At 70.0% G+C, this 11,946-nt stretch carries 11 protein-coding genes; 9 read left to right on the top strand and 2 right to left on the bottom strand.

Annotated features, from left to right (window positions below):
* The first annotated feature begins 25 nt into the window (after positions 1-25).
* The 9 genes from can to bioB all read left to right on the top strand — a co-directional run bounded on the left by can (position 26) and on the right by bioB (position 9,589).
* Entirely contained in the window at positions 26-802 is a 777-nt protein-coding gene (gene can / locus AB4851_RS17825; protein WP_414450897.1) for a carbonate dehydratase, read from the top strand.
* The gene (locus AB4851_RS17820) at positions 789-1,982 is read left to right on the top strand and encodes an acetyl-CoA C-acetyltransferase (protein ID WP_414450896.1); all 1,194 of its coding nucleotides are present in this window, start codon (positions 789-791) and stop codon (positions 1,980-1,982) included. Before can ends, AB4851_RS17820 begins: the two co-directional genes overlap by 14 nt.
* 55 nt (positions 1,983-2,037) lie before the next feature.
* Entirely contained in the window at positions 2,038-2,715 is a 678-nt protein-coding gene (locus AB4851_RS17815) for an SDR family oxidoreductase (RefSeq protein ID WP_414450895.1), read from the top strand.
* A complete protein-coding gene (locus tag AB4851_RS17810) occupies positions 2,712-3,140 on the top strand; it encodes a YchJ family protein (protein ID WP_414450894.1) in 429 nt (142 codons plus the stop codon). The genes AB4851_RS17815 and AB4851_RS17810 overlap by 4 nt, the downstream gene beginning before the upstream one ends.
* 117 nt (positions 3,141-3,257) lie before the next feature.
* Complete coding sequence (locus AB4851_RS17805; protein WP_414450893.1) at positions 3,258-4,553, top strand: dienelactone hydrolase family protein; 1,296 nt, start codon at positions 3,258-3,260, stop codon at positions 4,551-4,553.
* 519 nt (positions 4,554-5,072) lie between these two features.
* A complete protein-coding gene (gene bioA, locus AB4851_RS17800; protein WP_414450892.1) occupies positions 5,073-6,416 on the top strand; it encodes an adenosylmethionine--8-amino-7-oxononanoate transaminase in 1,344 nt (447 codons plus the stop codon).
* Positions 6,417-6,554: 138 nt separating this feature from the next.
* Entirely contained in the window at positions 6,555-7,760 is a 1,206-nt protein-coding gene (gene bioF / locus AB4851_RS17795) for an 8-amino-7-oxononanoate synthase (protein WP_414450891.1), read from the top strand.
* Complete coding sequence (gene bioD, locus AB4851_RS17790) at positions 7,757-8,473, top strand: dethiobiotin synthase (RefSeq protein WP_414450890.1); 717 nt, start codon at positions 7,757-7,759, stop codon at positions 8,471-8,473. The genes bioF and bioD overlap by 4 nt, the downstream gene beginning before the upstream one ends.
* Positions 8,474-8,509: 36 nt before the next feature.
* Positions 8,510-9,589, top strand: a complete 1,080-nt coding sequence (gene bioB / locus AB4851_RS17785) for a biotin synthase BioB (RefSeq protein ID WP_414450889.1) — start codon at positions 8,510-8,512, stop codon at positions 9,587-9,589.
* A gap of 72 nt (positions 9,590-9,661) precedes the next feature.
* On the opposite strand, the gene AB4851_RS17780 is transcribed toward bioB, so the two are convergent.
* Together AB4851_RS17780 and AB4851_RS17775 are read right to left on the bottom strand one after the other, a co-directional pair.
* Positions 9,662-10,372 (bottom strand): copper homeostasis protein CutC, encoded by a 711-nt coding sequence (locus AB4851_RS17780; protein WP_414450888.1) that lies wholly within the window; start codon positions 10,370-10,372, stop codon positions 9,662-9,664.
* A gap of 80 nt (positions 10,373-10,452) precedes the next feature.
* A complete protein-coding gene (locus tag AB4851_RS17775) occupies positions 10,453-11,757 on the bottom strand; it encodes an EAL domain-containing protein (RefSeq protein WP_414443238.1) in 1,305 nt (434 codons plus the stop codon).
* Positions 11,758-11,946 lie beyond the last annotated feature (189 nt).

The raw sequence follows: 11,946 nt of genomic DNA, 5'->3' as shown, positions 1-11,946 counted from the left end.
CCACTCCCCAGCACGGACCACCGCGATGAACGCCAACACTCACCCGCTCTCCCACCTGTTCGACAACAACGAAGCCTGGGTCAAGCGCAAGCTCGCCGACGATCCGCAATTCTTCGAGCGCCTGAAGGATCAGCAGGCGCCGGAATATCTCTGGATCGGCTGCTCCGATTCACGCGTGCCGGCCAACCAGATCATCGGCCTGCCGCCCGGCGAAGTGTTCGTTCACCGAAACATCGCCAACGTGGTCGTCCACACCGATCTGAACTGCCTGTCGGTGCTGCAGTTCGCGGTCGACATCCTGAAGGTCAAGCACGTCATGGTGGTGGGCCACTACGGCTGCTCGGGCGTCAACGCCGCGCTGAACAACCGCCGCGTGGGCCTGGCCGACAACTGGCTGCACCACGTGCAGGACGTGCGCGACCGCCACGCCGCGCTGCTCGACGAATGGCCGGTGGGCGAGGCGCGCTATCGCCGCCTGATCGAACTGAACGCGATCGAGCAGGTGGTCAACGTGTGCCGCACCACCATCGTCAACGACGCCTGGTCGCGCGGCCAGCCGCTGACGGTGCACGGCCTCGTGTACGGCGTGCACGACGGCCGCATGCGCAACCTCGGCATGGCCGTGTCGTCGCCCGACGAGCAGGCGGGCGTCTACCAGCGCTGCGTCGATGCGCTGTCGGCCGGGCGCGCGCGCGGCGAGGAGAACGACAACGACATGGTGACGGCCGACGCGGCCCAGCTCACCGATGTCGTCGAGCAAGTCGCGGCTACCTTGAAGGAGACCAAGCATGACAACTGCTGATCAGGACCCCGTCGTCATCGCCGCGGCGGCTCGCACGCCGATCGCCGGCTTCCAGGGCGTGTTCGCCTCGCTCACCGCGCCGCAACTCGGCACCGCCGCGATCGCGGCGGCGCTCGAACGCGCGGGGGTGGCGCCCGAGCAGGTGAGCGAAGTGCTGATGGGTTGCGTGCTGCCGGCCGGCCAGGGCCAGGCGCCGGCCCGGCAGGCCGCGCTCGGCGCGAAGCTGCCGCTCGGCACCGGCTGCACGACGATCAACAAGATGTGCGGCTCGGGCATGCGCGCGGCGATGTTCGCGCACGACATGCTGCTGGCCGGCTCGGCCGAGGTGGTCGTGGCGGGCGGCATGGAGAGCATGACCAACGCGCCCTACCTGCTGCCGAAGGCGCGCGGCGGGATGCGCATGGGCCACGGCCAGGTGCTCGACCACATGTTCCTCGACGGCCTCGAAGACGCCTACGACAAGGGCCGCCTGATGGGCACCTTCGCCGACGAATGCGCGGCCGAATTCGGCTTCACGCGCGAAGCGCAGGATGCCTACGCAATCGAATCGCTGGCCCGCGCCAGGCACGCCAACGAGAGCGGCGCGTTCGCCTGGGAGATGGCGGATGTCACCGTGCCCGGCAAGAAGGGCGACACCGTGGTGTCGCGCGACGAGCAGCCGTTCACCGCGAACCCCGACAAGATCCCCACGCTGCGCCCCGCGTTCGGCCCGACCGGCACCGTGACGGCCGCCAACGCCTCGTCGATCTCCGACGGTGCGGCCGCGCTCGTCATGATGCGCGCGTCGACGGCCGAACGGCTCGGCGCCACGCCGATCGCCCGCGTGGTCGGCCACAGCACGTTCGCGCAGGCGCCGTCGCGCTTCACCACGGCCCCGGTCGGCGCGCTGCAGCGCCTGTTCGAGCGCACCGGCTGGCGGCCGGCCGATATCGACCTGTTCGAGATCAACGAGGCGTTCGCCGTGGTGGCGATGGCCGCGATGCGCGAGCACGGGCTGCCCCACGAGCGCGTCAACGTCAACGGCGGCGCCTGCGCGCTCGGCCACCCGATCGGCGCCTCGGGCGCACGCATCCTCGTCACGCTGCTCGGCGCGCTGCGCGCACGCGGCGGCAAGCGCGGCGTCGCCAGCCTCTGCATCGGCGGCGGCGAAGCCACCGCGATGGCCGTCGAACTGATCTGAACCCGATCCGATTCACCGGGCGGGGCGCGTGCCCCGCCGGCAAGGAGCCCTTCTGATGAAAACCGTCCTGATCGTCGGCGCCTCACGCGGCCTCGGCAGGGAATTCGTCCGTCAATACCGGCACGACGGCTGGAACGTGCTGGCCACGGCGCGCGACGCCGCCTCGCTCGACGCGCTGCGCGCGCTCGGCGCCACGGCCCACGCGCTCGACGTGACCGACCCCGCCCAGCTCGCCGGCTTCGGCTGGAAGCTCGACGGCGAACGGCTCGACACCGCGGTGGTGGTGTCGGGCGTGTACGGCCCGCGCACGCAAGGCGTGGAAACCGTCGACGCGGCCGACTTCGACGCCGTGATGCACACCAACGTGCTCGGCCCGATGCAGTTGCTGCCGATCCTGCTGCCGCTCGTGGAAGACGCGCGCGGCGTGCTCGCGTTCGTGTCGAGCCAGATGGGCAGCACCGGCGACATGCGCGGCACCACCGGCTGGCTCTATCGCGCCAGCAAGGCCGCGCTCAACAACGTGGTGCGCGCCGCCGCGCTGCAAACGCGCGAGGCGGCCTGCCTGTCGCTGCATCCGGGCTGGGTGCGCACCGACATGGGCGGCGAGGCCGCCACGCTCGACGCCGACACCAGCGTGACCGGCATGCGCCGCGTGCTGGCCGACGCCGCCACCGACATCGCCAAGTCCAACGGCCGCTTCTTCCAGTACGACGGCGAGGAACTCGCGTGGTGAGCCAGTCGCCCGAGCGCCCGGCGGCGTGCCCGTGCGGCGGCGCGCAACCGAGCCGCAAGCCCGAGCGCGCACCGCAATACACGGCCTGTTGCGGCCCCCTGATCGACGGCGGCACGCCGGCCCCCAACGCGTGGCAACTGATGCGTTCGCGCTACACCGCCTATGTGCTCGGTGCGACCGATTACCTGCGCGCCACCTGGGACCCGGCCACCTGTCCCGCCGATCTCGACGGCGAAAGCGGCACGCGCTGGCTCGGCCTCGACATCAAACGTCACGTCGAACAGGACTCGAGCCACGCGCTCGTCGAGTTCGTGGCGCGCTTCAAACAAGGCTCGCGCGCCCATCGCCTGCACGAAACCAGCCGCTTTTCCCGCGACGAACACGGAATCTGGCGCTATATCGACGGCGATGTAAGCGAACGCTGATTTCACGCTGCCGTCACGGAACGCAGATAAAGAAAGGGTTTTTACTGCGTTGCACAAGCTGAATTTGTCGGGCTAGGATGGATCCGGTTTCAAACGAATCGGGTCATAGGTCACGACATGGCGTGGAGCAAGGTGTTTGCAGGTTGGATGGCGGCGTGCGTGCTGTCGGCCGCCCAGGCCGGCACGCTTGCCACGCCCGAAACGTCCGTGCCGGCGGCCGGCGTTTCGTCTTCAAACGTTGCGGGCGCGCTGGCCGCTGCCGAACGTTTCGATTACAACGAACCGGGCCTACCGCAAGTCACGGCCGACATGAACGAGCAGATCATCCGGATTCCGGCCGATCACAACGGCTCCGTGATGCTCGAAGCCACCGTCTTCAAGCCGAACGGCCCCGGCCCGTTCCCCCTCGTCGTCTTCAATCACGGCAAGAACCCCGGCGATCTGCATGACCAGCCGCGCAGCCGGCCGATCGCGTTCGCCCGCGAGTTCGTGCGTCGCGGCTACGCCGTGGTCGCGCCGAACCGCGAAGGCTTCGCGGGCTCCGGCGGCACCTACGTGCAGGAAGGCTGCGACGTCGAGCGCAACGGCATGGCGCAGGCGAGCGACGTGAGCGCCACCGTCGATTACATGGCCAAACAGTCGTACGTCGATGCGAACCGCATCGTGGTGGCCGGCACCTCGCACGGCGGGCTGGTCTCGCTGGCCTACGGCACCGTCGCCGCGAAGGGCGTGCGCGGCATCATCAATTTCTCGGGCGGCCTGCGCCAGGACCTCTGCGACGGCTGGCAGAAGAACCTGGTCGGCGCATTCGATTCGTATGGCGAGCAAACCCGCGTGCCGTCGCTGTGGATGTACGGCGACAACGATTCGGTCTGGTCGCCGGCACTGGTCGAAAAGCTGCGCGAAGCGTACGTGTCGCACGGCGCGAGCACGCTGTTCGTCGATTACGGCGTCTACAAGGACGATGCGCACCGCCTGATCGTCGATCGCGACGGCGTGCCGGTGTGGTGGCCGTCGGTCAACGCGTTCCTGGCCGAACTGCATATGCCCACCACGGTGCTGTACGCCGTGGCCTGCCCGCACACGCCGTCCGCCTCGGGCTACGCCTCGATCGACGCCGTGAACGCCGTGCCGTTCCTCGATGCGGCCGGCCGCGACGGCTACCGCCACTTCCTGAGCCAGCATCCGAGCCGCGCGTTCGCCGTGTCGTCGGAAGGCGCGTGGTCGTGGGCCGAAGGCGGCGACGACCCGATGGCGCTGGCGCTCGACAACTGCCGCCAGCAGGGTACCGGCCCGTGCCGCCTGTACGCGGTCGACAATTCGGTGGTCTGGCGCAGCAACGAAGCCACCGCCACGGCGCAGGCCGTCGTGCCGACCGATCCGGTCGTGGCGCGTCCGCTGGCCAGCCGCTAACGCCTGCGCTGCTTCTCGGCTCGCGTTCAGTTCCGCTTCGCACCTTCGCACCGTTTCGTATCGCTTTCCTCGCGCGGCCTTTCCCGGCCGCGCCTCGTCTTGCCCATCAATCCTTTCTCGAAGCTTTCATTGCGCACGTCGCCCACGCGGGCGACGGTCGATCCATCCCCTTTTCACCAACGCTCCCCCCTCCCCGCATCGCCCGATTTGCGTCGATCGAATGCACGCGGATTGCCGTCGCTATCTCCGGCCTTTTCGAGACATCACACCCGAACCGTCGCCAGCATCCCGAAACATCGCCGAAACCATGCCGGACAAGGCTTTGCCGGTTTGTAACCGATGCTGCGCCAGGCCCGGAATCGCGCTAATCTCTGGCCCGTTTTGGTTTTGCACGCAGGCGCGTGCGCGGCCGCCGTCGAGCCCGACGCGCCTCGGCCGCCATCGCCGATTCGCCCGCGCGGCAGCCTTGGGCGCCGCCCGCCCGAATCCCGCCGCGCCGCGTCCCGTTCCGGAGCCGTTTTGAGCACACACACCGATGACTGGGTTGCGCGCAGCCTGCGCGCAGTCTGGCACCCCTGTACGCAGATGAAGCACCACGAGCGCATGCCGCTCGTCCCCGTCGCACGCGGCGCCGGCCCCTGGCTGTACGACCGCAGCGGCGCACGCTACCTCGACGCCATCAGCTCGTGGTGGGTGAACCTGTTCGGCCATGCGAACCCGCGCATCAACACGGCGCTGAAGGCGCAACTCGACACGCTCGAACACGCGATGCTGGCCGGCTGCACGCACGAGCCGGCGATCGAGCTGGCCGAACGGCTGGCCGCGCTCACGCAGCACATGCTCGGCCACGCGTTCTTCGCCTCGGACGGCGCCTCGGCTGTCGAAATCGCGCTGAAGATGAGCTTCCACGCCTGGCGCAACGCCGGCCGCGGCGAGAAGCGCGAATTCGTGTGCGTGGCGAACGGCTATCACGGCGAGACGATCGGCGCGCTCGGCGTGACCGACGTGGCGCTGTTCAAGGATGCCTACGACCCGCTGATCCGCCATGCGCACGTGGCGGCCTCGCCCGACGCGCGTCAGGCCGCCCCCGGCGAGACCGCCGAGGACGTGGCCGCGCGCGCGCTGGCCGATGTCGAAGCACTGTTCGCCGAACGCGCCGGCACGATCGCCGCGCTGATCGTCGAGCCGCTCGTGCAATGCGCGGCCGGCATGGCGATGCACGATCCGTCGTACGTGCGCGGCCTGCGCACGCTGTGCGACCGCTACGAAGTGCACCTGATCGCCGACGAGATCGCCGTGGGCTGCGGGCGCACCGGCACCTTCTTCGCCTGCGAGCAGGCCGGCGTGTGGCCCGACTTCCTGTGCCTGTCGAAGGGCATCAGCGGCGGCTACCTGCCGCTCTCGCTGGTGCTGTCGCGCGACGCGATCTACGAGGCGTTCTACGACGACGACACCGCGCGCGGCTTCCTGCACTCGCATTCGTACACCGGCAACCCGCTGGCCTGCCGCGCGGCACTCGCCACGCTCGACCTGTTCGCCAGCGACGACGTGCTGGCCGCCAACGTGCGCAAGTCCGCGCGCCTGGCCGCCGCGCTCGCGCCGCTCGGCGAGCGCGACGAGATCCGCCATCTGCGCCAGCGCGGCACGATCTTCGCGTTCGACGTGGCGCTCGACGCCGAACAGGCACGCGGCTTCTCGCGCCGCTTCTTCGAGCAGGCGCTCAAGCGCGAACTGCTGCTGCGCCCGATCGGCACCAGCGTCTATCTGATGCCGCCTTATGTGCTGGACGACGGCGAACTCGACTGGCTCGCCGCGCAAACGCAAGCGACGCTCGACGCCACGCTCGCGGAGGTGCGCGCATGAGCACGCCGAACCTGCTCGCCGCGCAAACCCGGGCGACGCGCGACGCCACGCTCACGGAGGTGCGCGCATGAGCACGCCGAACCTGCTCGCCGCGCAAACCCGGGCGACGCGCGACGCCACGCTCACGGAGGTGCGCGCATGAGCCAACCCAACCTGCTCGCCACGCTCGAACGCGGCCTGGCGGAGATCGACGCGCAAGGGCTGCGCCGCGTGCGCCGCATCGCCGACACGGCGTGCAGCGCGCACATGACGGTGGACGGCCGCGAGATCGTCAGCTTCGCCAGCAACGATTACCTGGGCCTGGCCGCGCATCCGGCGCTGATCGAGGCGTTCGCCGAAGGCGCGCGCCGCTACGGCTCCGGCAGCGGCGGCTCGCACCTGCTCGGCGGCCATTCGCGCGCCCACGCACGGCTCGAGGACGAGCTGGCCGCGTTCTCCGGCGGCTTCTGCGACGCGCCGCGCGCGCTCTACTTCAGCACCGGCTACATGGCGAACCTCGCCGCGCTGACCGCGCTGACGGGCCGCGGCGCGGCGATCTTCTCCGATTCGCTGAACCACGCCTCGCTGATCGACGGCACGCGGCTCTCGCGCGCCGACATCCACGTGTATCCGCACGGCGACGTGGACGCGCTGGCCGCGCTGCTCGCGGCCTCGACGGCCGACACCAAGCTGATCGTGTCCGACACGGTGTTCAGCATGGACGGCACGATCGCCCCGCTGCCGCGCCTGATGGCGCTGGCCGAGGCGCACGGCGCATGGCTCGTGATCGACGACGCGCACGGCTTCGGCGTGCTCGGCCCGCAAGGGCGCGGCGCGCCGGCCGCGTACGCGCTGCGCTCGCCGAACCTGATCTACGTCGGCACGCTCGGCAAGGCGGCCGGCGTGGCAGGCGCGTTCGTGATCGCCCACGAAACCCTGATCGAATGGATGATCCAGCGCGCGCGCAGCTACATCTTCACGACGGCCGCGCCGCCATCGGTCGCGCACGCCGTGTCGGCCAGCCTCGCGCTGATCGGCGGCGACGAAGGCGAGGCGCGCCGCGCGCATCTGGCCGCGCTGATCGAGCGTACCCGAACGATCCTGCGCAACACGCGCTGGCAGCCGATCGATTCGGCCACCGCCGTGCAGCCGCTCGTGATCGGCGAGAACGACGCCACGCTGGCCGCGATGCGCGCGATGGACGCGCATGGCCTGTGGGTGCCGGCGATCCGGCCGCCCACCGTGCCGGCCGGCACGTCGCGGCTGCGGGTGTCGCTGTCGGCCGCGCATTCGTTCGAGGATCTGGCGCGGCTCGAAGCGGCGCTGGCCGAGGCCGGTGCCGACTTGGCAGAGGCGGCGGCATGAGCGCGCTCTCCTGCTTCGTCACCGGCACCGATACCGAGATCGGCAAGACCTTCGTGTCGGCCGCGCTGCTGCACGGCTTCGCGCGGCACGGCCTGCGCGCGGCGGCCATGAAGCCGATCGCGGCCGGCGCGGAGGAACGCGACGGCGTGCTGCACAACGAGGATGCCGACCAGCTCGACGCCGCCGCCAACGTGGCGCTGCCGCCCGCGATCCGCACGCCGTTCATGCTGAAGGCGCCCGCCGCGCCGCATATCGTCGCCGCGCAGGAAGGCGTGACGCTCGACATCGCGCCGATCCTCGCCGCCCACGCGCAGGCCTGCCGGCAGGCCGACATCGTGGTGGTGGAAGGCGTGGGCGGGTTCCGCGTGCCGCTCGGCCCGACCGGCGACACCGCCGATCTGGCCGTTGCGCTGCAACTGCCGGTGGTGCTGGTGGTGGGCGTGCGGCTCGGCTGCATCAACCACGCGCTGCTGAGCGCCGACGCGATTGCCGCGCGCGGCCTGCGCATCGTCGGCTGGGTCGCGAATCGCGTCGACCCCGCGATGCTGTACGCTGACGAAAATATCGCCACCGTCGCCCAGTGGCTCGACCGCGAACACGGCGTGCCGCTGATCGGCGAGATCGCCCATATGACGCCGCCCGCGCCCGACCAGGCCGCCGCGGCACTCGACATCGACCGGCTGCTGACGGCGCTGCGCGCCGCGCGGCCGTAACCATTCGCTCCCCGCACTTACCGAGGACTCCCGACCATGACTCAAGCCCACACCGCCGCCACGGACGCCGCCAAGACGCCCGACGCCGTGACCATTGCCGCGCCGACCTCGCCGCGCTGGCGCGTCGCCGACGTCGTCAAGCTCTACGAACTGCCGTTCAACGATCTGCTGTTCCGCGCGCAGCAGGTGCACCGCGAGCATTTCGACGCGAACGCGATCCAGCTCTCCACCCTGCTGTCGATCAAGACGGGCGGCTGCGAGGAAGATTGCGGCTATTGTTCGCAGTCCTCGCATCACGAAACGGAGCTGAAGGCCAGCAAGCTGATGGATGTCGGCGCCGTGCTGGATGCCGCTGCCGCCGCCAAGGCGAACGGCGCGACGCGCTTCTGCATGGGCGCCGCGTGGCGCAGCCCGAAGGAGCGTCATATCGAGCCGCTGGCCGAGATGGTGCGTGGCGTGAAGGCGATGGGCCTCGAAACCTGCATGACGCTCGGCATGCTCGACGACGGCCAGGCCGAAGCGCTGTCCGAAGCCGGCCTCGACTACTACAACCACAACCTCGACACCTCGCCCGAGTTCTACGGCCAGGTGATTTCGACGCGCACCTACCAGGACCGTCTCGACACGCTCGACCGCGTGCGCGACGCCGGCATCAACGTGTGCTGCGGCGGCATCATCGGCATGGGCGAATCGCGCCGCGAACGCGCCGGCCTGATCACGCAACTGGCGAACATGAGCCCGTACCCGGAATCGGTGCCGATCAACAACCTCGTCGCGATCCCGGGCACGCCGCTCGAAGGCACCGCACCGCTCGATCCGCTCGAATTCGTGCGCACCATCGCGGTGGCGCGGATCACCATGCCGAAGGCGATGGTGCGTCTGTCGGCCGGCCGCGAGCAGCTCGACGATTCGATGCAGACGCTGTGCTTCATGGCCGGCGCGAACTCGATGTTCTACGGCGATCAATTGCTGACCACCAGCAACCCGCAGGCGCAGAAGGATCGCGAACTGCTGGCGCGGCTCGGCATGCGCGCGGAAGCGGCGCAGCAGATGCCGGTGGACGCGGCGGCCGACGCGGTGAAGTGCGCGCACGCGCCGGGGCCGGTGGCGAACTGAGTTTTTCTGTTTGGCTTGAATGGGATCGGCGCACCGCGGTTGGGGTGCGCCGGTTTTGTTTCTTGGACGGCCCTAGCGCCCCGCCCCATCCAGCGTCGCCCGCACCTTCGCCACCAACCTCGCATCCACCGGCCCCCAGGTCTCGCCGCGCTCGCGCACGCCCGAGCCGAGATGCACGGCGCGCACACCGGTAATCCGCACGAATTCGCCGAGATTGTCGACCGTCAGCCCCGCGCCGGCCAGCACCTCACACGATTGCCCCACGGCGCGTCGCGCAAGCCGCGTGACCGCATCGCGCCCGGCCAGCACCGACGGGTGCCCGCCCGAAGTCAGCACGTTCGTGACGGCCGGTGTCTTCAGCAAGATATCGAACGCGGCGTTGAGATCGCGCGACACGTCGAACGCACGATGGAACGTGATCGGCTTGCCGCCGGCCGCCTCGACGATGCGCGCCAGCGCGGCGGTGTCGATATCGCCCTGCGCGTTCAGCGCACCGAACACGATGCCCGAAGCGCCGGCCGCCACCGCGGCGCGCGTGTCGCGTTCGAGGATCGCCAGTTCGTCCGGCGCATAGACGAAACCGCGCGCATGCGGGCGCACGATCACGTTGACGGGAATCGCCACGGCGGCCGTGACGGCCTCGATCAGCCCGATGCTCGGCGTCAGGCCGCCTTCGGCCAGGCCGGTGACGAGTTCGATACGATCCGCGCCCGAGCGCGCAGCGGTTTGCGCGTCGGACAGCGTGGTGGCGATGACTTCGAGGAGGATCGGCGCGGCAGGCATGGAGGCGGCTCCGGTTGGGTCGGCGGAACCGGCATCGTAACCGAGAAGCCCCCCGCACCTCGCCCCGCGCCGGCCTCAGCTCAGGTGGCCCACGCCCCCTCGTGCCAGTCGATATCGCCGCACAGCACGCGCACCGCATCGTCCACCCGCACCGCGATCGACAGCGTCACGCACGGCAGCGCCTCGTTGATCGACAGATACGGCTTGGTCACATGCACGCGTTGCGGCTCGGCGATCGCCGCGCGGAAATACGGCCGCCGCAGCCAGTTCGCGCCCTGCGCGTCGGCGAGCGGCAGGAAGCGCGTCTCGTGCGACGCGCGGTCGGCGCGCAGCACCACGTTGCGGCCCGCCTGACGGCCATGCGCGTCGAGCAGGAAGCAGCGCGCCGCGTCGTCGAGCGCGAGGAAGTTCCAGCACACCTCGTCGAGCGATTCGCCGGCCGCGAGCCGCTCGGCCGCACGTTCGAACGCACGCAGGTACGGCGCGATGCGTTGCGCGTCGCGCCGCTCGCGCGCCTCGGTCTGCAGGCGGTAACGCTCGGTCAGCTCGCCGATGCAGGCCGAGGCGGCAGCGCCGTCGGTCAGCCCCGCAGCCGGCCGGCCGAAGAAATAGCCCTGAACGAAATCGGCCTCGCAGGCGAGCGCGACCTGCGCGTCGTGCTCGGTTTCGATGCCCTCGATCAGCACCAGCTTGCCGGCCTCGTGCAGCAGCGTGACGAGCCCGTGCAGGATCGCGATCTGCCCGCTGCGATGCTGCGCGTGCGACAGCATGATGCGATCGAGCTTGACGATGTCCGGGTTCAGTTGCCAGATCCGTTCGATGTTCGAATGGCCGGCGCCGAAATCGTCGAGCGCGATCAGGAAGCCGTGCCCGCGAAATTCCTGCACCGCCTCGGCGAGCCGATCGAGATCGTCGGCGCGCTGCTCCAGCACTTCGAGCACCACGCGGCGCGGCGAGATGTCGAGCCGCTTCAGGTTCGCGAGCAGCGCGGCGGCCTGGAACGGGTCGGTCAGCACGCCCGGGTGCACGTTCAGGAACAGCCACTCGCGCTCGGCGCCGAGCAGCGAGAAATTCTCGAGGTGCAGCGCCTGTGCGAGCCGGTCGACCTGCATCGCCTCGCCGCGCCGCGCGGCCTGCCCGAACACGTCGAGCGGCGACACCGGCCGGTCGAGCGCATCGTGCGCGCGCAGCAGCCCCTCGTAGCCCACGGCGCGCTGGTGCGACAGGCTGAAGATCGGTTGGAACATGCTCGACAGCGCCAGATCGCGGTGGCTCGACGCCGCCCGCTCGAAGCCGGACGTCACCTCGCGCTCGAACCGGTAGGGCGAACCCGACGACACCGGGGCCGTCATCGCCAGCGGCCGTTCCTGCTGCATGGTCAACATGCGACGTCCCTCCTGATGGCCGCCGCCGTTGCCGGCACGCGACCCGTTATCGATCCGCTGCTCATCATTGCACCCTCGGTCATTTCGCCGTGTTGTCGTCAGGTATAAGCAAGCTCCGTGCTCACTGGCAAAAACCGGGCAAAGCCGCGCCGCCATTGACTCGATGCACCGCGCCGTGATCCTGAAAGC

Source organism: Burkholderia sp. 22PA0099, from assembly GCF_047497165.1.
In the GTDB taxonomy this organism is placed as follows: Bacteria; Pseudomonadota; Gammaproteobacteria; order Burkholderiales; family Burkholderiaceae; genus Burkholderia.
Note: the sequence above shows the minus strand (reverse complement) of the source record. Positions and strands in the feature narration are given on the sequence as shown.